This is a genomic window from Actinomadura sp. NEAU-AAG7, assembly GCF_018603865.1.
GTDB lineage: Bacteria > Actinomycetota > Actinomycetes > Streptosporangiales > Streptosporangiaceae > Spirillospora > Spirillospora litoris.
The window spans coordinates 304,854-330,914 of the sequence record NZ_JAHFZY010000005.1; the positions used below are offsets into that span (position 1 = coordinate 304,854).

Annotated in this window: 26 protein-coding genes and 3 tRNA genes; 13 read left to right on the forward strand and 16 right to left on the reverse strand. The window is 73.6% G+C overall.

From position 1 onward, the window contains the following. Window positions 1-6: 6 nt before the first annotated feature. The 5 genes from KLI87_RS24095 to KLI87_RS24115 all read right to left on the reverse strand — a co-directional run bounded on the left by KLI87_RS24095 (window position 7) and on the right by KLI87_RS24115 (window position 4,096). A complete protein-coding gene (locus KLI87_RS24095) occupies window positions 7-1,722 on the reverse strand; it encodes an AMP-binding protein (protein ID WP_214618793.1) in 1,716 nt (571 codons plus the stop codon). A 73-nt stretch (window positions 1,723-1,795) separates the two neighbouring features. Continuing rightward, complete coding sequence (locus KLI87_RS24100) at window positions 1,796-2,557, reverse strand: GNAT family N-acetyltransferase (protein ID WP_214618794.1); 762 nt, start codon at window positions 2,555-2,557, stop codon at window positions 1,796-1,798. 7 nt (window positions 2,558-2,564) lie between these two features. Further along, window positions 2,565-3,092, reverse strand: a complete 528-nt coding sequence (locus KLI87_RS24105) for a DinB family protein (RefSeq protein WP_156215083.1) — start codon at window positions 3,090-3,092, stop codon at window positions 2,565-2,567. 36 nt (window positions 3,093-3,128) lie between these two features. Next, complete coding sequence (locus tag KLI87_RS24110) at window positions 3,129-3,410, reverse strand: hypothetical protein (RefSeq protein ID WP_214618795.1); 282 nt, start codon at window positions 3,408-3,410, stop codon at window positions 3,129-3,131. Between the two features lie 176 nt (window positions 3,411-3,586). Continuing rightward, the gene (locus tag KLI87_RS24115) at window positions 3,587-4,096 is read right to left on the reverse strand and encodes a GyrI-like domain-containing protein (protein WP_214618796.1); all 510 of its coding nucleotides are present in this window, start codon (window positions 4,094-4,096) and stop codon (window positions 3,587-3,589) included. Window positions 4,097-4,321: 225 nt separating this feature from the next. On the opposite strand from KLI87_RS24115, the gene manA reads away from it, so the two are divergent. Further along, window positions 4,322-5,479 (forward strand): mannose-6-phosphate isomerase, class I, encoded by a 1,158-nt coding sequence (gene manA, locus KLI87_RS24120; RefSeq protein WP_308166145.1) that lies wholly within the window; start codon window positions 4,322-4,324, stop codon window positions 5,477-5,479. An 18-nt stretch (window positions 5,480-5,497) separates the two neighbouring features. On the opposite strand, the gene KLI87_RS24125 is transcribed toward manA, so the two are convergent. Together KLI87_RS24125 and KLI87_RS24130 are read right to left on the reverse strand one after the other, a co-directional pair. Beyond that, entirely contained in the window at window positions 5,498-5,767 is a 270-nt protein-coding gene (locus tag KLI87_RS24125) for a hypothetical protein (RefSeq protein WP_214618797.1), read from the reverse strand. A 401-nt stretch (window positions 5,768-6,168) separates the two neighbouring features. Continuing rightward, a complete protein-coding gene (locus KLI87_RS24130) occupies window positions 6,169-6,354 on the reverse strand; it encodes a hypothetical protein (RefSeq protein ID WP_156215091.1) in 186 nt (61 codons plus the stop codon). A 501-nt stretch (window positions 6,355-6,855) separates the two neighbouring features. On the opposite strand from KLI87_RS24130, the gene KLI87_RS24135 reads away from it, so the two are divergent. The 5 genes from KLI87_RS24135 to KLI87_RS24155 all read left to right on the forward strand — a co-directional run bounded on the left by KLI87_RS24135 (window position 6,856) and on the right by KLI87_RS24155 (window position 9,511). Further along, a complete protein-coding gene (locus tag KLI87_RS24135; RefSeq protein WP_242886439.1) occupies window positions 6,856-7,077 on the forward strand; it encodes a sigma factor-like helix-turn-helix DNA-binding protein in 222 nt (73 codons plus the stop codon). A gap of 229 nt (window positions 7,078-7,306) precedes the next feature. Beyond that, window positions 7,307-7,391: transfer RNA gene (locus KLI87_RS24140), tRNA-Ser, on the forward strand. 7 nt (window positions 7,392-7,398) lie between these two features. Next, window positions 7,399-7,471 (forward strand) — tRNA-Arg (locus KLI87_RS24145). 2 nt (window positions 7,472-7,473) lie between these two features. Continuing rightward, window positions 7,474-7,545 (forward strand) — tRNA-His (locus KLI87_RS24150). A gap of 103 nt (window positions 7,546-7,648) precedes the next feature. Then, complete coding sequence (locus tag KLI87_RS24155) at window positions 7,649-9,511, forward strand: glycoside hydrolase family 3 N-terminal domain-containing protein (RefSeq protein WP_250904183.1); 1,863 nt, start codon at window positions 7,649-7,651, stop codon at window positions 9,509-9,511. 18 nt (window positions 9,512-9,529) lie between these two features. On the opposite strand, the gene KLI87_RS24160 is transcribed toward KLI87_RS24155, so the two are convergent. From KLI87_RS24160 to KLI87_RS24175, 4 genes are read right to left on the reverse strand one after another with little or no spacing between them, the layout of a single operon-like run. Continuing rightward, window positions 9,530-10,465 carry a polysaccharide lyase family protein gene (locus KLI87_RS24160; RefSeq protein ID WP_214618798.1) on the reverse strand — a complete coding sequence of 312 codons (936 nt, stop codon included), beginning with the start codon at window positions 10,463-10,465 and terminating at the stop codon, window positions 9,530-9,532. A 3-nt stretch (window positions 10,466-10,468) separates the two neighbouring features. Then, a complete protein-coding gene (locus tag KLI87_RS24165) occupies window positions 10,469-12,052 on the reverse strand; it encodes an alkaline phosphatase (RefSeq protein WP_156215097.1) in 1,584 nt (527 codons plus the stop codon). A gap of 45 nt (window positions 12,053-12,097) precedes the next feature. Continuing rightward, window positions 12,098-13,396, reverse strand: a complete 1,299-nt coding sequence (locus KLI87_RS24170) for an ABC transporter substrate-binding protein (protein ID WP_214618799.1) — start codon at window positions 13,394-13,396, stop codon at window positions 12,098-12,100. Then, window positions 13,393-14,748 (reverse strand): Gfo/Idh/MocA family protein, encoded by a 1,356-nt coding sequence (locus KLI87_RS24175; RefSeq protein WP_214619099.1) that lies wholly within the window; start codon window positions 14,746-14,748, stop codon window positions 13,393-13,395. The genes KLI87_RS24170 and KLI87_RS24175 overlap by 4 nt, the downstream gene beginning before the upstream one ends. A gap of 131 nt (window positions 14,749-14,879) precedes the next feature. On the opposite strand from KLI87_RS24175, the gene KLI87_RS24180 reads away from it, so the two are divergent. The 4 genes from KLI87_RS24180 to KLI87_RS24195 all read left to right on the forward strand — a co-directional run bounded on the left by KLI87_RS24180 (window position 14,880) and on the right by KLI87_RS24195 (window position 17,061). Beyond that, window positions 14,880-16,160 carry an ROK family transcriptional regulator gene (locus KLI87_RS24180; protein WP_214618800.1) on the forward strand — a complete coding sequence of 427 codons (1,281 nt, stop codon included), beginning with the start codon at window positions 14,880-14,882 and terminating at the stop codon, window positions 16,158-16,160. Then, a complete protein-coding gene (locus tag KLI87_RS24185) occupies window positions 16,157-16,390 on the forward strand; it encodes a hypothetical protein (protein ID WP_214618801.1) in 234 nt (77 codons plus the stop codon). Before KLI87_RS24180 ends, KLI87_RS24185 begins: the two co-directional genes overlap by 4 nt. 81 nt (window positions 16,391-16,471) lie before the next feature. Further along, window positions 16,472-16,780 carry a hypothetical protein gene (locus tag KLI87_RS24190; RefSeq protein WP_214618802.1) on the forward strand — a complete coding sequence of 103 codons (309 nt, stop codon included), beginning with the start codon at window positions 16,472-16,474 and terminating at the stop codon, window positions 16,778-16,780. Beyond that, window positions 16,777-17,061: a hypothetical protein gene (locus KLI87_RS24195; protein WP_214618803.1), complete on the forward strand. Its 285-nt coding sequence runs from the start codon at window positions 16,777-16,779 to the stop codon at window positions 17,059-17,061. Before KLI87_RS24190 ends, KLI87_RS24195 begins: the two co-directional genes overlap by 4 nt. A gap of 60 nt (window positions 17,062-17,121) precedes the next feature. On the opposite strand, the gene KLI87_RS24200 is transcribed toward KLI87_RS24195, so the two are convergent. Genes KLI87_RS24200 through pdhA form a run of 3 tightly spaced genes read right to left on the reverse strand, consistent with a single transcriptional unit; the run spans window position 17,122 to window position 20,505 of the window. Next, window positions 17,122-18,354: a dihydrolipoamide acetyltransferase family protein gene (locus KLI87_RS24200; RefSeq protein ID WP_214618804.1), complete on the reverse strand. Its 1,233-nt coding sequence runs from the start codon at window positions 18,352-18,354 to the stop codon at window positions 17,122-17,124. Then, window positions 18,351-19,385, reverse strand: a complete 1,035-nt coding sequence (locus KLI87_RS24205) for an alpha-ketoacid dehydrogenase subunit beta (protein ID WP_214618805.1) — start codon at window positions 19,383-19,385, stop codon at window positions 18,351-18,353. Before KLI87_RS24205 ends, KLI87_RS24200 begins: the two co-directional genes overlap by 4 nt. A gap of 13 nt (window positions 19,386-19,398) precedes the next feature. Next, window positions 19,399-20,505, reverse strand: a complete 1,107-nt coding sequence (pdhA, locus tag KLI87_RS24210; RefSeq protein ID WP_214618806.1) for a pyruvate dehydrogenase (acetyl-transferring) E1 component subunit alpha — start codon at window positions 20,503-20,505, stop codon at window positions 19,399-19,401. Between the two features lie 132 nt (window positions 20,506-20,637). On the opposite strand from pdhA, the gene KLI87_RS24215 reads away from it, so the two are divergent. Continuing rightward, window positions 20,638-21,273, forward strand: coding sequence for a GntR family transcriptional regulator (locus tag KLI87_RS24215; RefSeq protein WP_214618807.1), 636 nt, complete (start codon window positions 20,638-20,640; stop codon window positions 21,271-21,273). A gap of 25 nt (window positions 21,274-21,298) precedes the next feature. Here KLI87_RS24215 and KLI87_RS24220 read toward each other — a convergent pair whose 3' ends face one another. Beyond that, window positions 21,299-21,994 (reverse strand): GntR family transcriptional regulator, encoded by a 696-nt coding sequence (locus KLI87_RS24220; protein WP_214618808.1) that lies wholly within the window; start codon window positions 21,992-21,994, stop codon window positions 21,299-21,301. Window positions 21,995-22,176: 182 nt separating this feature from the next. Here KLI87_RS24220 and KLI87_RS24225 point away from each other — a divergent pair, with 182 nt between their 5' ends. Together KLI87_RS24225 and KLI87_RS24230 are read left to right on the forward strand one after the other, a co-directional pair. Beyond that, complete coding sequence (locus KLI87_RS24225; protein WP_156215117.1) at window positions 22,177-23,400, forward strand: NRAMP family divalent metal transporter; 1,224 nt, start codon at window positions 22,177-22,179, stop codon at window positions 23,398-23,400. A gap of 9 nt (window positions 23,401-23,409) precedes the next feature. Further along, window positions 23,410-24,201, forward strand: a complete 792-nt coding sequence (locus KLI87_RS24230) for a putative hydro-lyase (RefSeq protein WP_156215119.1) — start codon at window positions 23,410-23,412, stop codon at window positions 24,199-24,201. Here KLI87_RS24230 and KLI87_RS24235 read toward each other — a convergent pair. Then, entirely contained in the window at window positions 24,186-26,003 is a 1,818-nt protein-coding gene (locus KLI87_RS24235; RefSeq protein WP_214618809.1) for a BTAD domain-containing putative transcriptional regulator, read from the reverse strand. The two genes, KLI87_RS24230 and KLI87_RS24235, sit on opposite strands and share 16 nt — an antisense overlap. Window positions 26,004-26,061: the final 58 nt, after the last annotated feature.

Here is a 26,061-nt window from a genome sequence, read left to right on the forward strand (position 1 = left end):
CGGCCGTCATCCGTGCCGCGCGACGGGACCGGCGGCCTCGTCCCGGAGCCGCCGCCGGACCACCTTCCCCCGCTCGTCCCTGGGCAGATCCGCCCGGGGGACGAACGCGCCGGGCACCTTGTAGCGCGACAGGTGGCGCTCGCAGTGGCGGCGCAGCTCGTCCGCCGAGAAGAGGTAGGCGGGGTGCTCCACGACGTACGCGACGACCCGCTCGCCGCGCCGCGCGTCGGGGACGCCGACCACCGCGCACTCGTGCACCGCCGGATGCCGCCGGAGCACGCCCTCCACCTCGGCCGGGACGACGCTGAACCCGTTGACCTTGATGAGGTCCCGGTGGCGGTCCAGGAGGGTGAGGAAACCGTCCTCGTCCATCACCGCGATGTCACCCGTGCGGAGCCAGCCCTTCGACAGCACCCGCGCGGTGGCCAGCGGCGCGTTCCAGTACCCCGCGAACACCTGCGGGCCGCGCACGACCAGCTCGCCCGCCTCGCCCGGCGGCAGGATCCGCGTCGGCCGCTCGGCGTCGACGACGACGGCGTCCGTCATCGGCAGCGGCAGCCCGACCGGCAGGTCTCCTCCCGGACCCGACCGGCGGCGAGTGCCCCCGAGCGGGTTCGCGGCGACGGCGGGGGACGCCTCGGTAAGGCCGTAGCACTGGATCAGCCCGCGCGCGCCCAGCCGCTCCAGCCGCTCGGCGGTGGCCCTCCCGAGCCCCGCCGCGCCCGAGATGAGGACCCGCGCCGACCGCAGGTCCGACGGGCGGAAGCCGGGGCTGTCGATCAACCGGTCGTACAGCGCGGGCACGCCCGGGACGATCGTCGGCCGGTGCCTGCGCAGGGCCGCCAGCACCTGGCCGGGCTCGAAGCGCGGCACCAGCACCACCGCCCCCGCCGCCAGCACCGGCGCGACCAGGCAGCTCATCAGGCCGAAGGAGTGGAACAGCGGCAGCACGCCGAGCGTGACGTCCCGTCCGGGCCGCCCGCCGGGGTCCCACGCCCGCTGCTGGCACGCGTTCGCGACGAGGTTGCGGTGGGTCAGCATCGCCCCCCTGGGACGCCCCTCGTCCCCGCCCGTGTACTGGATCACCGCCAGGTCCCGCGCGGGCTCGACCGGAAGCTGCCGGACGCGCCACGCGGGCCGCTGCAACTCCCGGAACGCGATCACCCCGGGCCCGTCCGGGACCTCCGCCGCCGCACGCTCGCGCCAGGTCCGCGCCCGCGCCGCCGCCCGCCGCGCGGCCGGGAGGTAGTCGGCCAGGGACGTGACGACCACCTGCTCCAGCGGCAGCCCGTTCCGGACGGACCGCACGGTCGGATAGGAACGATCCACCACGACCGCGACGCGGGCGCCGCAGTCCGCGAGCCGCAGGCGCATCTCCTCCGGCGTGTGCCGGGGGTCCTGCGGCACCGCGACCGCCGCCCGGCGCAGCACGCCGAAGAACGCGATGACCTGCTGCGGGCAGTTCGGCAGGACCAGCGCGACCCGGTCGCCCGGCTGCACGCCGAGCCGGTGCAGCCCGTCGGCGAACCGGTCCGCCGCGTCCCGCAGCTCCCGGTACCCGATCCGCCGGCCGTAGAAGATCAGCGCGGGCCTGCGCGGATACCGCTCGGCGGCGTCGTCGAGCAACCGCGTGAGCGGGACGTCCGGGACGGTGATCTCGGTGGGAACCCCCGGCTGGTACCAGCGCCGCCATGGACGTGATCGTTGTGACGAGGGCCACATGACCGTGAATTCAACCACCGTCCGGCCGCCCGCGCCCCCCGAACGATCTCCTCACCGCGCGCGGGCGGAGGATTCAGCCCGCGGTGCGGTAGTGGTAACCGCGGATTTCCTTGAATCCCGCCCGGCCGTAGAGGGCGAGCGCGGCGTCGTTGCGCCGTTCCACCTGCAAATACATGCGGTCGGCGCCTTGCGCGCGGGCGAACCCGGCCAGTGCCGCGAGCACGGCGCGGGCGGCGCCCCTCCCGCGCGCCCGGGGGAGCGTGGCCATGCCGAACAACCCCGCCCAGCCCGTGTCGGCGACCGCGCGGCCCACCGCGACGACCTCGTCCCCGAGCATCGCGCCGGCGTACGCGCTCGGCCGCTCGACGCGCGCGAGCATGTCCCGTTCGTGGCGGGCGTCGTCGCCGTGGCCGCTCGCCGCGGCCCAGACCTCGAACCAGGCGTCCGCCGGACGGTCGTCCAGCCGGACGCGGAGCGGGCCCGGCCGCACCAGCTCCAGGACGCGCGCGGTCGGCGCGCCCTGGAGCGACATCGCGTCGTGCCGCCGGTAGCCGCGCCCGGCCAGGATCGCGTCGAGCGCGTCCGCGCACGCCGGGGGGCTGATCTGGAACCGGGCCGGGACGCCGTGACCGGTGTAGAACGCCTCGGCCGCGGCGATCCCGCGCGCCAGCTCGTCCGGCGCGGCGCCGCCGTGGGGCAGCGCCGACCGCACCCACCACGCGCCGCCGCGGGCGTGGCGCAGCCACCACCCTCCGGCGTCCTCGACCAGCTCCGCCGGGAGGGCGCGGGCCGCCCGCTCGTGCAGGCCCCTGAGCGACTCCGGGCTCACCGCCATGCCGGGGTCAGTGGCCCGTGGCGCCGTCGATGCGCTCGCGGAGCATGTCGGCGTGGCCGTTGTGGCGGGCGTACTCGACGAGCATCGCCTGGTAGACCCATCGGAGGCTCATCTCGGTGCCGCGCCGGGGGTCGAGGTAGACCTCGTCCAGCGCGTGGCCGGACGTCGCCCGGCGGCACAGCTCGACCTCCCGCCGGTAGGTCGCGAGGTCGCGTTCCGCGTCGGCGCCGTCGAGGTCGAACTCCGCGGTCATGTCGTCGTCGGTGCAGTACAGGTAGCCGGGGGTCTCACCGGCGAACCTCGTCCGGAACCAGTCGCGTTCGACCTCGGCCATGTGCCGGACGAGGCCGAGCAGGGACAGGTTCGACGGCTCCACGCAGCGCAGCCCGAGCTGCTCCTCGGTCAGCCCGCCGCACTTCCAGAGCAGCGTCTCGCGTTGCAGGTCGAGCCACGCCTCGGTGAGCGCGCGCTCGTCCGCGGTCGGCTCGCTCAGCGGCGCCAGGACACGGTCGATCGTCGGGGCGGTCCACACCATGACGGCAGTATGTCGGACATGTGCCCGCCGCGCGGGTCAGATGGGCTGCCGGGAGCCCTCGATCCGGCCCCGGACGAGGCGCGGGTGGAAGTAGCTGATGCCGACCCGGGCCGTGCCGGTGACGCAGAAGATCTGGTAGCCGTTGCGGCCGTCCTCGTCCGGGACGGCGAAGTCCTCGGGATCGAACATGCCCTCGGCCGTCATCGCCGCGAACCAGCGGCCGAGCGCGTACTCGTCGGCGAAGCTCTCCAGCCCCGTGCCGCGGCGGCCGAGCGTGTAGCGGACCTCGTAGGAGCAGCCGTCGGGGGGGAACCTCATATGCGCCCCGCCCCGCGGCAGACGTTGCACCGCACGCCCGTGGCGGTGCTGGTGCCGGTGCCGTCGCAGCCGGGACAGGGCCGCGTCGCCGGCTTGGTGTGCTTGCCCATCCGCGCAATCGTAGGGCCCCGACCGGCGGACCGCCGCCGTTTCGCGGGCGATCCGCCGGGCGCGGGTCAGGCGTCCGCGAGCTTCAGCACGAGGTCGGTGACCCAGTCGTCTGGGTCGGGCACCTCCGCGGGGTGGGTCTTGAACACCTCCAGGCGGCAGGCCCACCGCTCGCCCTGGTCGGTGTGCTCCATGTCCCAGGCGAGGCCCCGGGAGGTCCCCCACGCGAGGACGGCGGCGGTGATCTCCACCAGCCGTTCGGGATGCCCCACGTGGGTGTAGGTGACGTAGCGGCCCGCGGGGAGCGTGGCCGGGTGGATCTCGCCCTCGCCCTCGACGGGCGCCGCGAGGGGCACCCCCGCCTCGACGCCCAGGGTGCCCGGCATGTCGATGATCTCGTAGCGGAGGAAGGGCGCCCCCGCCGCCGCGACGCCCCGCGCCGCGAGCCACCCGAGGATCACCGGGACCCGGTCGGCGATCTCCGCGAACGTGGCGGGTGTGACGTTCCTCCGCACCGCGACGTAGGGGACGGCGGGTCGCTCCTCGACGGCCGGGTCCACCGGCAGGTTCGTGGTCATGCACAGGTGGACCGCCGCGTCCTGGGAAACTCATCGCCGTCCGCCCGGCGTGCGCCGTGCCTCGTGCGGGGCCGGGATCTCCTATCCTCGGCTGACGGCGCCGGTCCCCGGGGAGCGGCGCCGCCCCTACGCTGATTTTCTTGATCGATCCGGGAGGCCCGCACCGTGGTGACGACGGGCGGTGCCGTGCCCATCTCCGTGAGCCCCGACCGCAGGAGCCCTACCGTGCAGACGACCGTGCCGACCACCGCGCCGATGGCCCTCACGACGTCGATCCGCTCCTACGACTGGGGGTCGGCCACCGCGCTGCCGGAACTGCTCGGCACCGCGCCGACCGGGCGCCCGCAGGCGGAACTGTGGGTCGGCGCGCATCCGGCGGCGCCCTCGTCCGCCGACGGGACGCCGCTCACCGAGCTGATCGCGGCCGACCCGGAGGGCATGCTCGGCGCGCCCGCGGCGGAGCGGTTCGGCGCGTCGCTGCCCTACCTGCTGAAGATCCTCGCGGTCGAGCGGCCGCTGTCGCTCCAGGTCCACCCGACGGTCGCGCAGGCCGAGGCCGGGTTCGCGGCGGAGGAGGCGCGCGGCATCCCGATCGACGACCGGGCCCGAAGCTACAAGGACCCTTACCACAAGCCGGAGATGATCTGCGCGATCACCGATTTCCACGGCCTGTGCGGGTTCCGCGAGCCGTCGGCCACCGCCGACCTGCTCGAAAATCTCGGCGTGGACGACCTGCTTCCGTGGGCCGCGATGCTCCGCGAGGAACCGGCGGAAAAGGCGCTGCCCACCGTTCTCGCGGAGATGCTGGACGGCAGGGTCCCGGTGTCCCGCGTGGAACGCTCTCTCGGCCCCGTCCACGCCGGTATCGCGCGTGCCCACCCGGACGACCCGGGAATTCTCGCGGCGCTGCTGCTGAACCATTTCACGCTGCGGCCCGGCCAGGCGATCTTCCTGGACGCGGGCGTGCCGCACTGCTATCTCGGCGGCCTCGGCGTCGAGGTCATGGCGAACTCCGACAACATCCTGCGGTGCGGCCTCACCGGCAAGCACGTGGACGTCCCCGAACTGCTGCGCGTCGTCGACTTCGCCCCCACGACCCCGCACCGGGTGGCGCCGGACGCCGGGCCGGGCGGCGAGTTCCGCTACAGCCCGCCGGTCCGCGACTTCGCCCTCGTCCGCCACGACCTGGACGGGACGGCGCACGAACTCCCCACCGGCATTCCGCAGGCGCTCCTGTGCGTGCAGGGCGAGGCCCGCCTCACCGGCCAGACCGGCGCGCTGACTCTGCGTCCGGGCGAGGCGGCCTTCGTCCCCGCGAACGCGTCCACCCCGAAGCTCACCGGCGAAGGCACCCTCTACCGCGCCGTGCCCGGCGACCACTGACCCCCCGGGGGGCCGCGTTCACCGATTCGAGTGGCCTCCCCGTCGCCGTCGCGCGTACATGGTCATTTTCAAGCCGAGATATGCGAGCCAATACCCGCAGAGCGCGCCGATGGCCAGGACGATGTACACGATGATGTTTCCGCCGGGGGTCGTCCCGGTGGCGGACGCCGCCAACATCATGGTCAGAGCAACGGCGGCCAGAAGGAACCCGGCCATGAAGATGGCATACCGGTACGTGGGCATAAGCGCGGAGTCGGGGATCTCGCGCTTCGGGCGCCACCGGGCCATGGTTTCATCCTTTCATCGAGGGTGAGGGGTTCGGTCCGGCCATGTGGATACCGCCGCAAAGACCGAGGCGGCTTTGGCCAGGCGAGCCTCGCCTCTGTTTCTCCTTCCCCTTCCCGTACCAGACGTCGACGGCTATCCCGCCTACGCCGAACAGTATTCCTACGATGGTCGGCCAGGCGGGTATCGAGTGACCTCGCGCGTTGTACGCGGAGGGCAGGGACCAGAACAAAGCAGATGATCGCCACGGCAGCGTAAACGGTTTCGCGCATTGGTCACCATCCGTCACCCTGGGGTAAGGAGGGGTGCGCTGTTGTGTCCGCGGCGGGCATTTGCCCGCGGAGCGGCCGGTTAATCTGATATCGCTTCCGCTGTCCGCCGCCCGCCGGGAGCCGGGTGCGGCATCAGCGGGGAGATCGGGTGATGCGGGCGCAGTCTTCGCAGGCCCGCACGATGGTGCCGTCGGGCAGGGTGCCGACCGGCACGCGGGGCAGCGGGAACCGCTTGTGGCACACCACGCAGGCCCGGCCGAGGCGCTGGCGGGCCGTCAAGGACGCGGGGTCGATGATCACCGGATCGGCGAGCCGCACGGGACGGCCCGGCCCCGAGTGCGGACGGCGATGGGGAGCATTCTTCCCGGTCTCCTGTTCTGCGGGGTCGCAGGCGGTGGCCGCCGAACGGCCAAGGATCGACTGCCAAGATCATGAGGTACGGTCCCGCACCAGTAAAGACCCTTTTCGGTTATCGAAGGCGACGGAGAGTCAAGTGGGGAGTGCGTGTCGCGCGGTATTGAATAACCGACCGGTGAACTGTGCTGATCATGGCGAGAATTTCGCCGAAGCGGGCGCTTTGTCGGCCCGGACGACGGCGGTCGGCGCCTGGGTGGTGTGATACGCGCCACAGCGCTGTCGTCAGGGTGAACGATCCTGCTCGGCCCGTCTCGGCGGCGCTGGACGGGCCCTCGGCTTCCCGGCTCTGCGTTTGCGCAGGTGGGTGGTTGCCGGGGGCGTGGTCGGGGCCGTTCCTCAACGCTTCCTTAACGGGGGCATAAGCGGGGCGCCCTGGGTGGCGGGGGGTGCGACGTTCGAGGTGTGGCACTGCGAATGGGCAAGGAGACCGCTTCGCCCGCGTCCCGCGCCGCGGTCGTCCGGGCGTTGCGGGCGCTGCCGCCCGCGCACCGCGAGATCCTCGCCGAGACCGTCTTCCGGGACCGGTCGGTCAACGAGGCGGCGGCGGCGCTGGGGGTGCCGGTGGAGGTGGTGAAGGACCGCGTCTACCGGGCGCTTCGCGCGCTTCACGGCGCCCTGGGATAAGTGTTTGGAAAAGGTGTTGCCGATGGTGGTCCGGGCTGTCAGGGTTGGTCTCGAACAGGGTTGGTCTCGAAAGGGACGCCGGGGTGAGAGGAGCGGGGTTATGAGTCGCCATCGACGGCACAGCCGAAGCCGCTCCGGTTCCGGGAGCCGCCGCCGGACGTGATCCCCGCGTTCTGACGGCGACCGCCCGCGGACCCGAGGTCCGTCCGGGCGGTTTCGTGTTTTCTCCGGAGGGTTGGCCGAGCGGAAAGGCATCGGCTTGCTAAGCCGTGGTCAGGGGTCACCCTGCGCGAGTTCGAATCTCGCACCCTCCGCGAGCATGTCTCCGTGGCGCAGCGGAAAGCGCGTCGGGTCGCGGACCCGGAGGGCGCAGGTTCGAATCCTGCCGGAGACACGGCGTCCGTGGTGTGGTGGCCTGCACGTCAGGTTGTGATCCTGAAGGTTCCGGTTCGATCCCGGGCGGACGCCCTTTTATCGTGCCCTGTGCGGCGATGGCGCAGGATATTGCGCACGCCAGATATTGCCCGCGGGATTACCTTGCGATGGGCCGATTCCGGAAACACCTGGCGCCATGGACTTCTCTGCCGCCAAGGCCGTGCGCCGCCGGTTCCCGGCGTTCGGCATGCCGGTCGCGTTCGCGCTGACCCTGGCCGGCGCGCCCCTCGACGCGAGCGCCGCCCCCGTGCCCTACCTCGATCCGGCGCGTCCCGTGGTGGAGCGGGTCGAGGACCTGCTCGCGCGGATGAGCCTGGACGACAAGATCGGCCAGATGACGCAGCCCGAGCGGCGGTCCATCGCGCCCGCGGAGGTCGCCCGGTTCAAGATCGGGTCGGTGCTGTCGAGCGGGGGGTCGGCGCCCAGCCCCAACAACGCGCGGACCTGGGCGGACATGTACGACGGGTTCCAGAGGGCGGCGCTCGGCACGCCGCTGCGCGTCCCGATGATGTACGGCGTGGACGCGGTGCACGGCCACAACAACGTCGTCGGCGCGACGATCTTCCCGCACAACATCGGGCTCGGCGCGACCCGCGACCCGGCGCTGGTGCGGCGGATCGGCGCCGCGACCGCCGAGGAGATGACCGGCACCGGGGTGGACTGGGACTTCGCGCCGTGCGTGTGCGTCGCCCGCGACGACCGGTGGGGACGGACGTATGAGTCGTTCGGCGAGGTCCCGGGGCTGCCGTCCGGCATGACGACGCTCATCGAGGGGCTCCAGGGGAGCAGGCTCGGCGCCGGTCCGACGTCGGTCCTCGCGACGGCGAAGCACTATGTGGGGGACGGCGGCACGGCCGGCGGCGACGACCAGGGCGACACGCGCGGGTCGGAGGCGGAGCTGCGCGCCGTCCACCTGCCGCCGTTCCGGGAGGCGGTGCGGCGGGGCGTGGGGTCGGTGATGGCGTCCTACAGCTCGTGGAACGGCGTGAAGCTGCACGGGAACCGCTACCTGATCACCGAGGTGCTGAAGCGCGAGCTGGGGTTCTCCGGGTTCGTCGTGTCGGACTACAACGGCATCGACCAGATCGACGGCGAGCCCGGTTTCACCCGCGCGGAGGTCGCCGCCGCGGTCAACGCCGGGATCGACATGGTGATGGTGCCGGAGAAGTGGCGCGCGTTCATCGACGACCTGCGCGCGGCGGTACGGGCCGGCGAGGTGCCGATGGCGCGGATCGACGACGCGAACCGGCGGATCCTCGCCCAGAAGTTCCGGCTCGGGCTGTTCGAGCGGCCGCTGGCCGACCGCCGCTACCTGGACACGGTCGGCGGCGCCGCGCACCGCGCCCTCGCCCGGCGCGCGGTCGCCGCCTCGCAGGTGGTGCTGAAGAACGACGACGACGTGCTGCCGCTCGACCGGGACGACGAGAAGATCTTCGTGGCGGGCCGGAGCGCGGACGACATCGGCCGCCAGTCCGGCGGCTGGACGATCACCTGGCAGGGCGCGCCCGGGGCGACCACGCCCGGCACGACGATCCTGGAGGGCATCCGGCGGGCGGCGGGCAGGTCGCGGACCGTCACCTACTCCGAGGACGGCAGCGGCGCCGACCCGTCCTACGACGTCGCGGTCGCCGTCGTCGGCGAGCGCCCGTACGCCGAGTACAAGGGCGACCGCACCGACGACCTGCGGCTCACCGGAGCCGACCTGCGGACCATCGCGCGGCTGCGCGGCGCCGACGTCCCGGTCGTGGTGGTGCTGGTCTCGGGGCGGCCGCTGGACGTGACGTCCGAGCTGCGGCACTGGGACGGGTTCGTCGCGTCCTGGCTCCCCGGCACCGAGGGCGCGGGGGTCGCCGACGTCCTGTTCGGCACGACCGCGCCGTCGGGGCGCCTGCCCGTCACCTGGCCCCGCTCCGCCGCGCAGGAGCCGATCAACCTGGGCGACGGCAAGCGCCCCCTGTTCCCGATCGGCGCCGGCCAGACCTACGACGATGACGACTGACCGGCGCGACCGGGGCCCTCAGCGGGCGAAGACGCCGAGGGCGTCGAAGACGTGCCAGGAACCGGTCCTCTTCCTGATCACCACCGCGTTCCTGCCCTTGCGCATCGCGGCGCGGGGGAGCGCCAGCTCGACGTAGGACGGCTTGAGCAGCGTCCCCGGCACGGTCGCGTCGCCTTCGAGCGACCCGCGCGTCGCGCCGTTCTCCAGCTTCACCTCCGGGACCGCGGTGCCGTTGGCCGAGATCAGCAGCGACCCCGGGAGCGTCGCGTGCGTGTCGATCAGCCAGATCGACAGCCACGTCTCGGCGGGCACGGTGTCCAGGTTGAACCGGAACGTGGTGCTGCTCTCCCGGTTGCCCGCCCACCCGTCGGCCGGGCCCGGCTGGATGTAGGACCAGTCGGTCTCGGGCTTGCTCGTGCCGTAGGTGTAGTCGACGCCGTTCGGGAACCGGTCCTTGTACTGGGCGTATCCGGCGGGGGCGAGCGCGAACCCGAGGCTCTTGTGGTCGTACTTGCCGACCCGCGCGATCGGCTTGGCCGACAGCGCCACCGACTCGGCGCTGTGCCCCTCGACCAGCGCGGACGGTTCGCTCCGCGCGCCCGAGGCGTCCACCGTCACGATGCGGTAGTACCAGTCCTGCCGGTGGCCGCCCTGCCGGTCGTGCAGGAACGAGGCGTAGACGGTCTTGGTGAGCAGCGTGTCGGGGCCGACGGTGAAGTCCCTGGACCGCGAGGCGTAGAGGGCGTAGTGGTCGACGAGCGGGTGGTAGGCCTCGCCCTCCCAGGTCAGCCGGACGCGGCCCACCTCGGCGGCGGCGCGGATCCGCTCCACCGGGCGCGGCTCGTCGGCCGCCGCCGCCCTGCCGGAGGCGGCGAGGACGGCCGCGGGGACGGCCGCCGCGGCGGTGCCGAGCGCGGCGCGCCGCGAGAGCGGTCGCGAGATGGAGTGGGACATGGCTCAGACCTCCCGGTTCAGACCGGGGCGTCCGGCCTCGGTGACGAAACGCGCCGCGGTCGCCAGCGGGGCGCCGGGCCTGCTGACGTAGGGCACGGTCATGAACTCCGACGTCAGGGCCGTCGGGGTCATGCGGCAGCGCAGGTAGCCGCGCCGCGCGTTGTAGAGCTTGACGTGCGGGTTGGCCAGCCAGACCTTGGCGCTGGAGTCGGTGTCGGCGCCGTCCCCGTCGGAGGCGGCGGAGCCGCACACCAGTTCGGTGCCGACGGTCGCCGACGCGGGGTTCTCCCAGGTGGCCTTCAGATCGGCGGCGACGTGCCGGTGGATGTCGCCCGACAGCACGACCGGGTTGGCGACGCCGTGGCGCTTCCACGCGGAGAACAGCCGGTCGCGGTTGGCGGGGAAGCCGTCCCACATGTCGTTGCTGAACGTGGAGCCCGCGCCGGGGGTCCGGTCGATCTGCGCCATGACGACGCCGGTGACGTGCAGGTTCCAGGTCGTGTCCGAGACGCGCAGCCCGTCGTAGAGCCACTGCTCCTGGCGGTCGCCGAGGATCGAGCGGCGCGGGTCGTGCCGCTCCGGCGAGTCGTCGACGACCTGCCCGGCCGGGTACTTGTCGCGGTACTGCCGGTTGTCCAGGAGGTCGAGCTGCGCGAGCCGTCCCCACCGCCGCCGCTGGTAGAGGTCGATGGCGGGGCCGTTCGGAAGGGACGCGGCGCGCAGCGGCAGGTTCTCGTAGAGCGCGCGGTAGGCGACGGCGCGGCGGCGCAGGAAGTCGGCCGGCGCGATGCCGGTCTCCGACCAGTCGTCGGCGTAGTTGTTCTGCACGTCGTGGTCGTCGGTCGTGAACACCCACGGCGCGGCGGCGTGCGCGGCCTGGAGGTTCGCGTCGGACTTGAACAGGGAGTACCGCAGCCGGTACTGCTCCAGCGTCGTGGTCTCGACGGCGTGCTCGGGGCCGGGCAGCGGGACGCCCTCCCGCCACATGTTCGTGCCGGTGATGCCGTACTCGTAGATGTAGTCGCCGAGGAAGACGACGAGGTCGGGGTCCTCCTTGGCGAGGTGCTCGAACGCGGTGAAGTGGCCGTGGTACCAGGCCGCGCACGACGCGGCGACGAAGCGCAGCTCCGCGGGGCCGGACGCCGGGTCGGGCGCGGTGCGGGTGCGGCCCACCGGGCTCAGCTCCGTCCCGGCGCGGAACCGGTAGAAGTACTCCCGGTCGGGGCTCAGCCCGTTCACCTCGGCGTGCACCGAGTGGCCGAGCTCCGGCGAGGCGACGGCCTGCCCGCGCTGGACGACGCGGGCGAACCCCGCGTCCTCGGCGACCTCGTAGTCGACGGTGTAGGGGCTGCGCGGCATGCCGCCGTGGCCGTCGGGGGCGAGCGGGCGCGGGGCGAGCCGCGTCCACAGGACGACGCCGTCCGGCAGCGGGTCGCCGGACGCGACGCCCAGCGTGAACGGGTCGGCCGGGACCTTCCCGCCGACGGTCTCCTTGGCGGCGGCGTGCCCGGTGCCGAGCGCGAACGCCGCGGCTCCGGCACCGGTCGCCGCCAGGAACGAGCGGCGCGCGGGCAGGGGGGATCTCATGGGCGGTGCTCCAGAATGCGGGGGAGGGGGGAAGGGGGCGGACGGTCAGTCGGCGAGGGCGGTGAGCGCCTTCTGCAGGTCCTCGGCGGCGCGGTCGACGCTCTTGCCGCCGGTCAGCGCGGCCGTGACCTGCTCCTGGACCGCGACGCTGACCTCGTTGTAGCGGACGACGACGGGGCGCGGCCGGGCGCTCTCCATGCCCTCGCGCAGCGTCGGCAGGTAGGGGTACTTCTTGATCATCCCGGGGTCGTCGTAGAGCGCGGCGAGCGACAGCGGGAACGACTGCGCCCGCCCGTACTCGCCCTGGACGGACGGCGACACGATGTAGGCGATGAAGTCGCGGGCGCTCGCCTGGTGCTTGGAGAACGCCGACACCGCGAGGTTGTTGCCGCCGAGCACCCCGGAGCCGGGGCCGTGCTCGCCGGGGATCGGCGCGACGTCGAACCGCCCGGCGACCTTGGAGCCGTCCTTCTCCGACGCGAGCGCGTACACGTAGGCCCAGTTGCGGTGGAAGAGGAGCGACCCCTCCTGGAAGGCGCGGCGTCCCTCCTCCTCCTTGAACGTGACGCCCTTGCCGGGGATCGTGCCGTTGCCGAAGCCGTCCACGAGGAACCGGAGCCCGGCCTTGGCCTGCGGCGTGTTCACCTGCGGCTTGCCCGAGGCGTCGAACACCTGCCCGCCCGCCGACTGCACCGCCTCCGCGTAGTTGACGGTGAGGCCCTCGTACTTGGCGTACTGGCCCGCGTAGCAGTCCACGCCCTTGCCCTCGGGCAGCCGCTTCACCTTCGCGCAGTCCTCGCGCATCTCGGCCCAGGTCTTCGGCGGGGCCTTCACGCCCGCCTTGGCCAGCAGGTCCTCGCGGTAGTACAGGACGCCGGTCCCGGTCAGCCACGGCTCGGCGTACAGCCGTCCCCGGTACATGCCGGTCCGCAGCGCCGCCGGGACGAGCGTGCGGGCGTCGGCGAGGTCCTTGGGCAGCTCCTGGATCCAGCGGCGGGCGGCGAACTCCGCCGTCCACACCGCGTCCAGCCGCACGACGTCGTAGGCGTCGGACTTGATCCGCATGTTCTGGACGAGCTGCTGCCGCGCCTGGTCGCCGTCCTCGGGCAGCTCGACCAGCCGGGCCCTCTCGTTCGGGTGCGCGTCGTTCCACCGCGCGACGAGCCTCGGCACCGTCCGCGTGAGGTCCTTGCCGAGGGCGAGCGTGATCGGGCCCCGGGCGTCGTTCCCGGCCGGGGCCGCCGCCTTGCCGCCGTCGTCGCCGGAGCCGCACGCGGCGAGGCCCACCGCGCCGAGGGCCAGGACGAGCGCCGCCGCGCCGGCCCGCAGGGATCTGGTCGTCATGGGCGGACCGTGCCTTTCGCCTGGGGGTGGATGGATGGTGCGGTCGGCTCGCCCGAGGTCAGCTCCACGACCGTTCCGCTCCGGCGGGCGTGCTCGGCGGCCCAGACGACGCGGTGCGAGGCGAGGCTCTCCCGCCCGCCCGAGTGGAGCGCGGACGGGTCGCCGGTCGCGATCGCCTCGACGAACGCGTCGGCCAGCACCTCGTCGGCCTCGTCGTGCCGCCCGTCGGGCGGCGGGTCATCAGGGCTCTTCCGGGGGGCGTGGGGGGTCGTCCCCCCATGGGACGCCGCGCCGGTCCCGGTCTCGATGACCTCCAGCCCGCCGGTGCGGAAGTCGCGGACCGCGAGCCGCGTCCCGTCGCCCTCGACGCTGCCGAGCGTCCCGAAGATCCGGGTCTGGCGCGGCGCGGCGGCGGCGAACGCGGTCATCGTGAACACCCCGGTCGCGCCGGACGGGAACTCCATGTTCACGACCTGGTGGTCCACGACGTCGTTGTCGCAGTCGTAGACGCAGCGGCCGTAGGGGCCCTCGCGCAGCGCCCGGAGCACGCCGTCCTCGGTGTGGTCGTGGGTGACCGCGTCGAGCGGCCACACCTCCAGCCTCGGATCGCCCAGGCACGACAGGTAGAGCCGCTTCGCCGAGTACGGGCAGGACGCCTCGACCGGGCAGTCCAGGCAGCGCGGCGCCGCGCCCTCCGGGCGGTTCTCGGGGCGGAAGTGCGACAGCCGCCCGAACGAGCCGACCCGCGCGGGCACCTCGCCCATCACGTGGACGAGCCAGTCGATATCGTGGCAGGACTTCGTCATCAGCATCGGCCCGGACTCGTCCTCGCGGCGCCAGTGCCCGCGGACGTAGGAGTGGGCGTGATGCCACCACCCGACCGGCTCCAGGTGCTGGACGCTGACCGGCGTGCCGATCCGCCCGGCGCGGATCAGGTCCCGCAGCGCCCGGGTGTAGGGGGTGTACCGCAGGACGTGGCACACCGCGAGCATGACCCCGGCCCGCTCGGCGGCCTCGACGACGCGGCGCGCGTCCTCCTCGGACGTCGCCATCGGCTTCTCCAGCAGGATGTGGCTGCCCAGGCCCGCGAAGGCGATCGCGGGCCCGGCGTGCTCGGCGTCCTGGGTCGCGATGATCACCCCGTCGGCGATCCGGCCGGCGGCGGCCATCTCGCGCCAGCCGGGGAACGTCCGCTCCGGCGGGACGCCGTGCTCGGCGGCGAACCGGGCGCGCCGGCCGGGGTCGGCCTCGGCGACCGCGACGATGCGCCCCCGGCCCTCGCGGGCGATGCGCCGGGCGTAGGCCGCGCCCCGCAGCCCGGCTCCGGCCACGGCGATCGCCGGTCCCGTCATCTCCAACTTGGGTGCCTCCTGACCTGGGTGGATACCCTGGAACCGGTGCTCGTCCGGACTTAAGAAAACACATTTCATAAGTAGATTTGGCAATAATGTCGTCTGTCCGCCGATCTCTGTCAAGAGGTGCCGTGTCCGAACACTCCCTGCACGGGGGCGACCCGTCGGTCCTCCGCCGCCTCAACTCCGCCGCGATCCTGCGGGCGCTGCGCGAGGGCGGCGAGTCGACGCTGACCGAGGTCGCGAACCTGGTCGGGCTGTCCCGGCCCACCACCGAGGGCGTCATCGGCGCCCTCGCCGAGCGCGGCCTGGTCGCCGAGGCCGCGCCCCGCCAGGGCACCGGCCTCGGCCGCCCCGCCCGCCGCTACCGGTTCCGCGCCGAGGCCGGGTACGCGCTCGGCATCGAGATCGACGCGCACCGGGTGCGGCTCATGGTCGCCGACCTGGCCGGGGAGGTCGTCGGCGGGCACCGCGCCGACCTGGACGTCGCCGGCACGCCCGCCGAGCGGATCACCGCCGTGCGCGCCGCCGTCAAGGCGTGCCTGGCCTCCACCGGCATCGCGCGGCACGACCTGCGCGCGGTCGCCGCCGGGACCCCGGGCGTCGTCTCGCCGGACGGCACGATCGCGTTCTGCACCGTCGTCCCGGGCTGGGAGGGCGTCAACCTCGCCCGCGAGCTCGCCCGCTCGTTCAGCTGCCCGGTCATGGTCGACAACGACGCCAACCTCGCCGCGCTGGCCGAGCGGTGGCGCGGCGCCGCCCGCGAGGCCGACGACGTCATCTGCGTCCACGCGGGCCTGCACACCGGCATCGGCGCGCTCATCGGCGGACGGCTGCACCGGGGCCGCTACGGCGCCGCCGGGGAGATCGGCATGCTGCCCGAGCTGGGCCTGCGCGACACGACCGCGGGCCTCATCACCGGCTCGGACGTGGGCCCCGAGGCCGCCCTCGCCGCCCTCGCGGGGATCGCCGCCGCCGGCCCCGCGCTGGACGACGCCGAGCGCGTCCTCGCCGTCGCCGGGTGGGGCGGCGCCGAGGCGCAGGCCGTCGTGGAGCGGCTCGCCGGGCGGATGTCGCGCGGCATCGCGGCGATGGCGCTCGCCCTGGACCCCGAGGTCATCGTGGTCGGCGGGCCGCTGATCCGGGCCGGCGACCTGCTGATCGCCGAGCTGCGCCGGCAGGTCAGGCCGCTGTGCCTCAGCCCCGTCCGGATCGAGGCGTCCGAACTCGGCGACGAGTCGGTGGGGCTCGGCGCCCTGCGGCTCGCGCTCGACCGCGTCGACGAGGACCTGTTCCGCCTCGACCCGAGGACGGAGGCCGGCGAGGTCCGCCGCACCGGCGACGCGCGCCGCACCGGTGACACGCGGCGCGCGGGCGAGGTCCGCCGAGCGCGGCCGTCGCGGTCGGCATGAACCGCCCGGCCCCCCTCGACGACCTCGACCGCGCGCTCTATCCCTTCGCCCGCCTCCGCGACCCGGGCTGGAACACCCTGCACGTCGACCACGCCGTCACCGGGGTCGGCGACACGCCGAATCCAGTCCGTCCCGAATACCGGGTCCGCGCCGATACTGAATACAGCCACACCACCATCCTCCGCCCTCCGACCCCGCGCGAGGCGATCACGAGGCGTCCACATCGTTGACCGTCCGTACTGACGGAGGGGCCCAGTAGGGTCTCCCTCGTACGGGTGAGCAGGGGACCGAACCCGACGACGAGGAGTCAGGTGAGCGCACAGCCGGCGGAACCGCCCATGCTGCCGGGGCAGGTCCCGCCCGTCCCGCGCACGATCAAGGGCATCAGCGATCGGCTGAGCGAGGAGCGGCGCGCGGAGTTCCTCGGCGAGGTCACGCGGGCGGAGCTGGGGCCCGACCTGTCCAACCTGCTCTCCGGCTGGTACGCCGAGGTCATGTTCGCGCAGCTTCCCGACCGGGAGGAACGCCGTGCCCGGGCTCGGGAGCAGATGAGAGACGGCAGAAAGATCTCGCTGGAGGAGATCGGGGACAGGCGGCGGTCCCGAAGCGGCGGCGAGTGATCGCGAAGAGGAACTGGACGGTCTTCTGCTCGGAGATCGCGGGCGGGGTCCTGCACTCGCTCCCGGACCGGGTCGAGGGCGTGATGACCCTGTTCCTCCGTGATCTGGCCCGGCGGGGCGGCGCCGCGATCGACGCGGGACTGCCACCGCCCGGGAAGCCGCGCGACACGAAGGGGATCGAGTGGAGCGTCTCGGTGGACGACCTCGACGCGTGCGTCGAGTACGTGGTGATGGCCGACATCAAGGAGCTCTACATCGAGGACATCGTCTGGGCCGGCTGAGTGACGACCGAGGGCCAGGTGGCCGGCGGGAGCGCCGACCACCTGGCCCTTCGGTCCGGGTCAGGCGACGATGAGGACGGGGTTCTCCAGCAGCTCGGCCAGCCGCGCCAGGAACCTGGCGCCGGTCGCGCCGTCGCAGGCGCGGTGGTCGACCGAGAGCGTCACGGCCATGCGCTTGCCGGGCACGACCTGCCCGTCGCGGACGACCGGCTCGTCCCGGACGGCGCCGACGGCGAGGATCGCGGCCTCCGGCGGGTTGATCACCGCCGAGAACGAGGCGACGCCGAACATGCCGAGGTTGCTGACGCTGAACGTGCCGCCGCTCATCTCCTGCGCCGACAGCTTGCCGTCGCGCGCCTTGCCCGCCAGCTCGCGGGTCTCCCGTCCGATCTCCGAGACGCTCTTGCGGTCGGCGTCCCGGACGACGGGGACGAGCAGCCCGTCCTCCACCGCGACCGCGACGCCGACGTGCACCCGCTTGTGGAAGAGCAGGTTCTCCTCGGTGTAGGAGACGTTCACCGCCGGGTGCTCGCGCAGCGCGGTCGCGACCGCCTTCACGACCAGGTCGTTCACGCTGACCTTGGCGGGGGCGAGCGCCTCGTTCAGCGTCGCGCGGAAGGCCAGCAGCGCCCCGGCGTCCACCTCCCGGTTCAGGTAGAAGTGCGGCGCCTCGCGCTTGCTCTCGGTGAGCCGCCGGGCCGCCACCTTCCGGAACCGGTTCAGCGGGACGGCCTCGACGTCGGGGTCGTCCACCCGCGCCTGGACGGGCGCGGCGGCCGGGGCGGCCGGGGCGCCGTCGCGGATCGCGGCCTCGATGTCGGCGCGGACGACGCGTCCGCCCGGTCCGGTGCCGGTCAGGGCGGCCAGGTCGATGCCGTGGTCGCGCGCCAGCCGCCGCGCCAGCGGGGACGACGGCGGACGCGACGCCCCGGTGCGTCCGGCGGGCGCGGGAGCGGGGGCCGGGGCGGCCGGGGTCGCGGCGGGCTTCTCCGCCGGGGCGGGCTCCTCGGCGGGAGCCGCCGCCGGTGCCTCCGGAGCGGGGGCGTCCGGGGCCGCCCCCTTCGGGGTGACCACGGCGATCGGCGCGCCGATCGCGGCGGACTCGCCCTCGCCGACCAGGATCTTCTCCAGCACGCCGGCCTCGTAGGCCTCGTACTCCATGACCGCCTTGTCGGTCTCGATGTCGACGATGACGTCGCCCACCGCGACCTCGTCCCCCGGCTGCTTCTGCCAGGAGCTGATCACGCCCTCCTCCATCGTGTCGGAGAGCCGGGGCATGAGGATCTCGGTCATCGGGCGTTCTCCAGGGCGAGACGGCCGGTCGCCCGGAGCGTGTCGCGGGCGGCGGCGAGCAGGGATTCGGCGGACGGCAGCGCCGCCGTCTCCAGGGACTTGGCGTAGGGGAGGGGCACCTCGGCCATCGCGACGCGGCGGACGGGGGCGTCCAGCCAGTCGAAGGCGCCCTCCTGGATGGTCGCGGCGATCTCGGCGCCGATGCCGTAGGTCAGCCAGTCGTCCTCGGCGACGACGGCGCAGCCGGTCCTGCGGACCGAGTCCACGACGGTCTGCCGGTCGAGGGGGCGCAGGCTGCGCAGGTCCACGACCTCGGCGGAGATCCCCTCGGCGGCGAGGATCTCGGCGACCTCGGCGGCCACGCGCGCCATCCGGGAGTAGCCGATGATCGTGATGTCGGTGCCCGGACGGGTGACGGCGGCGCGCCCGATCTCGGCGGGCTCGATGGCGTCGATCTCGGCGGGGAGCTCGCCCCTGGTGTTGTAGAGGGCGAGGTTCTCCAGGAAGAGCACCGGGTCGTCGTCGCGGATCGCGGCCTTCAGCATCGCCGACGCCTCGGCGGGCGTGCTCGGCGCCACGACCTTCAGGCCGGGGATGAAGGAGTAGAACAGCTCGACGTTCTGCGAGTGGGTGGCGCCGAGCTGCTGCCCGCCGCCGCCCGGCGTGCGGATCACCATCGGCACGCTGGCCTGCCCGCCGAACATCCCGTAGATCTTCGCGGCGTGGTTGACGATCTGGTCCAGCGCGAGCAGTGAGAAGTTGATCGTCATGATCTCCACGACCGGGCGGAGGCCGAGCATCGCGGCGCCGATCGCGGCGCCGACGAAGCCCTCCTCGGCGATCGGGGTGTCGCGGACGCGGCGCGGCCCGAACTCCTTCAGCAGCCCCTCGGTGATCTTGTAGGAGCCCTCGAAGAGCCCGATCTCCTCGCCGATCAGGAAGACGTTCTCGTCCCGCAGCATCTCCGAGCGCAGCGTGTCCCGGAGGGCCTGGCGGTAGGTGACGGTTGCCCGTTGCGTGGCGGTGGTCATGGGGACGGGCTCCTCAGGCGCGGAAGACGGGGTCGGCGGGGAGGCGGCGCAGCTCGCCCGGGACGGGGGTGGCGTAGGTGTAGTCGAACAGCGTCGACACGTCGGGCGCGGGGCTCGCGTCGGCGAACGCGGCGGCGGCGTCGACCTCGGCGGTGACCTCCGCGTCGAGCTCGTCGCGGGCCTCGTGGGAGAGGATCCCGGCCTCCTCCAGCTCCAGCGCCATCCGGGCGAGCGGGTCGGCGGCCTTGAGGGACTCCTTCTCCTCCTTCGACCGGTAGCGGGCCGGGTCGACGACCGAGTGGCCCTTGAGCCGGGGGCTGACGGCCTCCAGCAGGTACGGCTTGCTCTCGACGCGGGCGCGCTCGACGGCGAGGCGCGCCGCGTCCCGCACGGCGACCACGTCGGTGCCGTCCACGCGGGCGCTCTCCATCCGGTACGCGGCGCCGCGCTTGTACAGCTCGGGCTCGGCGGAGGAGTTCTCCACGGTGGTGCCCATGCCGAGGCCGTTGTTGATCACGACGAAGACGACGGGCAGGTCCCAGAGCCCGGCGATGTTCAGCGACTCGTGGAACGCGCCGATCGCGGTCGTCCCGTCGCCCATGTGGCACATGACGACCTCGTCGCCGCCCTTGTAGGAGACGGCGAGCGCGGCACCGGCCGCCAGCGGCACCTGGCCGCCGACGATGCCGTAGCCGCCGAGCAGCCGCGCCTCGGCGTCGAACAGGTGCATCGACCCGCCCCAGCCCTTGGACACGCCGGTCGAGCGCCCGTACAGCTCCGCCATGACGCGGTCGGCGCTGATGCCCTTGGCCAGCGCGTATCCGTGCTCGCGGTAGTTGGTGAAGAGGTAGTCGGTCGGGCGCAGCGCCTCCAGCAGCCCGACGACGGTCGCCTCCTCGCCCAGGTTCAGGTGGCAGTAGCCGCCGATCTTGGCCTCGGTGTAGGCGCGGGCCGCGCGTTCCTCGAACCGGCGGATCAGCAGCATCTGCCGGTAGTAACCGGTCAGCTCCTTGGCATCGGCCGGGGGGACGGCCGCCGCGGGACGCGGCGTCCGGGTGCCGCGCGCTCTGCGGGTACGGGCCGGGGCGGCCGTGCCCGCCGACTGGGTGGTCTCAGTCATCGGCGACCTTCCTCTGTCCGGGGGGAACGCCGTAGGATCACCACGACGCTCACCGATCATCATTGATCAATGATCGATCATATTCTACCCCGGGCCACCCCGCCTACCATCGCGCCGTCTAATATCTAGGGCGTGAACGCGCCGATCCCCGCCCCGCTGCTCCGCACCGGGCTCGCCGTCCAGATCCGCGAGTTCATCGTGGACGGCATCAGCGCGGGACGCTGGGAGCCGGGCGAGCGGATCGTCGAGCGGCGCATCGCGTCCGAGCTGGGGGTCAGCCAGGGCCCCGTCCGCGAGGCGCTGCGGCAGCTTGAGGCGCAGGGGCTGATCGAGTCGCTGCCCAACCGGGGCGCCCGCGTCCGCGCGTTCACCGAGCAGGACCTCGCCGAGATCTTCCCCGTCCGCGCCGGGCTGGAGCGGACGGCCGTCGAGCTGGCCCTGCCGCGCCTGTCCGGCTGCCTGGACGCGCTGGAGGAGCACAACCGCCGCCTGTGCGAGGCCGCCCGCAACGCCGACCTGCCCGAGCAGATGCGGCTGAGCATCGCCTTCCACCGCGAGATCGTCGAGACGGCCGGGAACCGGCTGCTGGTCTCGGTGTGGGAGGGCCTCGGCATCGAGCTGTGGACGACGCTGTCCCTGCGCCTGCACCAGACGGAGATCTACTCCAAGTCGGCCGAGCACGCCGAGCTGATCGAGGCCTTCCGCCGCCGCGACCCCGAGGCCCCGCGCCTGCTCCACGACCACGTCATGAACTACGCGCCGTCCTGACCGGGCGCCCCTGCGGCCCGCCCGGTCACTCCGACTCGCGGAACGCCTTGGTCAGCTGCGCCTCGGCGTCGTCGAGGTAGGCGCGCAGCTCCCGCTCGGCCTCCCCGATGGCGCCGCCCGCGAGGAGGTCGTAGATCCGCCTGTTGCGGGCAAGGTAGGGCTCATGGAACTCCCGCGGCGATCCCATCTCATGGAACACCAGGCGCATCTCGGCCAGCAGGTGCCGCATCAGCTCGTCCACCCGGGGGCTGCCGACCAGGGCGGACAGCGCCCGGTGGAAGCGGATGTCGGCGGTGCCGACGGCGGGCCAGTCCCCGGCGGCGGCGGCGCGCTCGCCGTCGGCCACGGCCGCGCCGGCCGGCTCGATCGCCTCGGGCGGCGCCTCGGGGGCGCACCGCACGCCCTCGCACTCCATGATCCGCCGGACCCGGTAGAGGTCGGCGAGGCCGTCGGCGGTGACGCGGCGGACGAACACGCCCCGGTTGAACTCGTGGACGAGCAGCCGCTCCTGGACGAGCAGCCGGAACGCCTCGCGGGTGGTGTTGCGCGACACCTTCACGGCGCGGCAGACGTCCTCCTCGGGGAGCCGCTCGCCGGGGACGAGGCGCCCGTCGGTGATCTGCTCGCGGAGCAGGTCGGCCACCCGTGCGGCCGTGCTGGATCGATCCAGACCGTGCCGGGCCGCCGCCATGCTGTCGAGCCACGACTCCCGCTCCGGCATCGACGCGCCTTTCCTCCTCGGCGGCGCGGGCGGATCGCCCGTGGGGGCCTCCCGTCCCGCGCGGGGGACATCTGCCAAGCAAGCGTATCCCTCCGCTGCGCGAAATACCTCAACGAGGGGATTGCTGGATTGTTGAACAATCCATACGCTGTCGGAAAGCCGAACCCCCAGAAGGGGCAGTCATGACCGACACCGTCGACACGACGCCGCCGCCCACCGCCACCTCGCGCCGGGCCGCGCTCGTCGGGGCCATGTTCCTGATGGCCACCAGCGCCATCGGCCCCGGATTCATCACCCAGACCACGACCTTCACCGCCAGGCTCGGGGCCGCGTTCGCGTTCGCGATCCTCGTGTCGGTGCTGGTGGACGTGGCGATCCAGCTCAACGTGTGGCGGATCGTCGGGGTCTCGGGCCGCCGCGCCCAGGACCTCGGCAACAGCGTCGTCCCCGGCGGCGGGTACGCGCTCGCCGCGCTCGACGTCTTCGGCGGGCTGGTGTTCAACATCGGCAACGTCGCCGGCTGCGCGCTCGGCCTGAACGCGCTGTTCGGCCTGAACGTCAAGGTCGGCGGCGCCGTCTCCGCGCTCATCGCGATCACGATCTTCCTGAGCAAGCGCGCCGGGGTCGCGATGGACCGGATCGTCGTCGTGCTCGGCGCCGTGATGATCCTCATGACCCTGTACGTGGCGATCGTGTCCGACCCGCCGCTCGGCGACGCGCTGCGCGAGACCGTCGCGCCCGGCGAGGTCGACTTCCTCGTGATCACCACGTTGATCGGCGGGACCGTCGGCGGCTACATCACCTACGCGGGCGCGCACCGGATGATCGAGTCCGGGCTCACCGGGCAGGAGAACATCCGCGAGATCAACCGCAGCGCCGTCACCGGCATCCTCGTCACCGCGCTGATGCGGATCCTGCTGTTCCTCGCCGTCCTCGGCGTCGTCGCCGGCGGCGTGAAGCTCGCCGCCGACAACCCCGCGCCCTCGGCGTTCGAGCACGCCGCCGGGGAGACCGGGCTGCGCCTGTTCGGACTGATCATGTGGTCGGCCGCGATCACCTCGGTGATCGGCGCGTCCTACACCTCGGTGTCGTTCCTGGTCTCCTTCTCGTCCTGGATCGAGCGCAACCGCAACTGGCTGGTCGTCGGGTTCATCGTGGTGTCCACCGCGATCTACCTGATGATCGGCACCACCCCCGCGAAGCTGCTCGTGCTCGCGGGCGCCCTGAACGGGCTGATCCTGCCGTTCGGCCTCGCGGTCCTGCTGTGGGTGGCGGCCCGGCGCCGCGACCTGCTCGGCGGCTACCGCTACCCGCTGTGGCTGCTCGCCCTCGGCGCCGCGGCCTGGCTGCTGTCGCTGTACCTCGGCTGGAACTCCCTGTCCGACCTGGACGACCTCTGGAAGTAGGTGAGAACCATGACCGCCCCCATCGACCCGGGCGCCCTGTCGCCGGACCAGGCCCGCGCGCTGTTCCGCGCCGGGCTCGACGTCCCGACGGCCGGCTGGTGCGCCGGATGGACCCAGGCCAACCTCATCGCCGTGCCCCGCGATCAGGCTTATGACCTGCTGCTGTTCGCGCAGCGCAATCCCAAGCCCTGCCCCGTCCTGGACGTGACGGAGCCCGGCGAGGTGTCGGCGTCGCTGTTCGCCGGGGACCTGCGCACCGACCTGCCCGGCTACGTCGTCTACGAGCACGGGGAGCCGGTCGCCCGGGTCGGCGACGTCACCTCCTACTGGCGCGACGACCTGGTCTGCTTCCTCATCGGGTGCAGCTTCACCTTCGAGGACGCGCTCCGCGAGGCGGGCGTGCCCGTCCGCCACATCGAGCAGGGCGTCAACGTCCCGATGTACCGGACGAGCCGCACCTGCCGCCGCGCGGGCGAGTTCGGCGGCCCGCTGGTGGTGTCGATGCGCCCGGTCCCGGCCGCGCAGGTCGCCGACGCCGTCCGGGTGACCTCGCGCTACCCGTCGGTGCACGGCGCGCCGGTGCATGTCGGTGATCCCGTCGAACTCGGCATCACCGACCTGGACCGCCCCGACTTCGGCGACCCCGTCGAGGTCCGCGTGGACGAGATCCCGGTCTTCTGGGCCTGCGGCGTGACGCCCCAGGCGGCCGTGATGGCGTCCCGTCCGAAGCTGGCGATCGGCCACGCGCCGGGCCACATGGCCGTCACCGACGCGCGCGACACCCGCTACCTCGTGCCCTGAGCCTCCGGCTCGGCGAGCCGCTCGGCGCAGTAGGCGGCCACCGATTCGAGCATCCGGAACCGTCCCGCCTCGTGGATCAGCAGCGACCGGTCCACCAGGCGGGACAGCAGGTCGGGGACCCGGTCGGCGGGCGCGCCGGGGCCGGCGGCGATGGCCTCGGCGGACGCCGGCGACCAGCCGCCGGGGTGCGCGGACAGCCGCCCCAGCACGGCCCGCTCGTCCGGCGCCAGCAGTTCCCAGGCGCAGTCGAGCGTGTCGCGCAGCGTCCGCTGCCGCTCGGGTACGCCGCGCGCCCGCGCCGCGAGCAGGGCGCACCGGTCGTCGAGGTAGGCGGCCAGCCGTTCGGGGGTCATCGTCCGCAGCCGGGGGGCCACGAGTTCGAGCGCCAGCGGGACGCCGTCCAGCCTGCGGCAGATCCTGGCGACGGCCCGCGCGTTGCCCTCGTCCAGGACGAACCCGGGCACCGCGGCCGCCGCCCGCTCCGCGAACAGCTCGACGGCACCGGTCCGGGCGACCGCGCCGGTCGGGCCGGGCAGGGCCAGCGGCGGCACCGGGCGCACCAGCTCGCCGGGGATGCCGAGGGGCTCCTGGCCGGTGGCGAGCAGGTGCGCCCCGGGCGCCGCCGCCAGGACCGCCCCGGCCAGCTCGGCGGCGGCCTCGACGACGTGCTCGCAGTTGTCCAGCACGATCAGCAGCCGCCGGTCCGCGAGCGCCCGGCAGAGCCGCCCCACCGCATCGGGCCCTCGCGGGGGGACGACGGGCTCCGACGCCGCCAGGTGGTCCAGCGTCTTGAGGGCCTGTCCGGCGAGGTCGTCGGGGGTGGAGCCGGTTCCGAGACCGGCCAGCTCGACCAGCCACACCCCGTCGGCGAACCGCCCGGTCATCCCGCCCGCCGCCGCGACCGCCAGCCGGGTCTTGCCGATCCCGCCGAGGCCGGTCAGCGTGACCAGCCGGGTGCCCGCGCCCGGGGCGAGGCGTGCCCGCAGCTCCTCGACCGCGTCCTCCCGGCCGACCAGCGCGGTCAGCGGCGCGGGCAGGTTGGAGCGGCACGGCGCCCGTCCGGCGGGCGGCGCCAGGTGCGGCTCCTGGCGGAGGATCGCCGTGTGCAGCCCGGCGGCCTCGGGGCCGGGGGACACGCCCAGCTCGTCCGCCAGCCGCCGCCGCAGCTCCTGGAACGTCTCCAGCGCCTCCGTCTGCCGTCCGGCCCGGTACAGGGCGCGCATCTGGAGCGTCCGCAGCCGCTCGCGCAGCGGGTGCCGCGCCACCGCGTCGCCCAGCTCCGCCGCCAGCGCCGCGTGCCCGCCCACCTCCAGCCGCGCCTCGGCCTGGTCCTCCAGGGCCGTCAGCCGCAGCTCCTCCAGCCGGGCGACCTCGCCCAGCGCGAACAGGGACCCGGCGACGTCGGCGTAGGCCGGGCCGCGCCACAGCGCCAGCGCGTCGGCGAGCAGACCGCACCGGACCGCCGGCTCCTCCTCGGCGCCCGCGCGCTCGACCAGCTCCTGGAACCCGAACGCGTCGACCTCGTCGCCCTCCAGCACCAGCCGGTACCCCGCCGGCTCGCGGACCACCCGCTCGCGCCCCAGCACGCGCCGGAGCTGGGAGATCTTGGTCTGGAGCGCGCCCGCCGCCCCGGAGGGCGGGTCGCCCGCCCAGATGTCCTCGACGAGCCGGTCCGCCGGGACCGGCCCGCCCCGGTGGACCAGGAGGTCCGCCAGCAGCGCGCGCACCTTGGCCTCGGGCACCCCGACCGGCCGTCCGTCGGCGTCCCAGACGGCGAGCGGTCCGAGCACCCCGTAGCGCATGGAACCGAGGCTACCGCCAGCGGACCATGAGGTTTCCGTGAGCGCGGGGCGGCAGCGT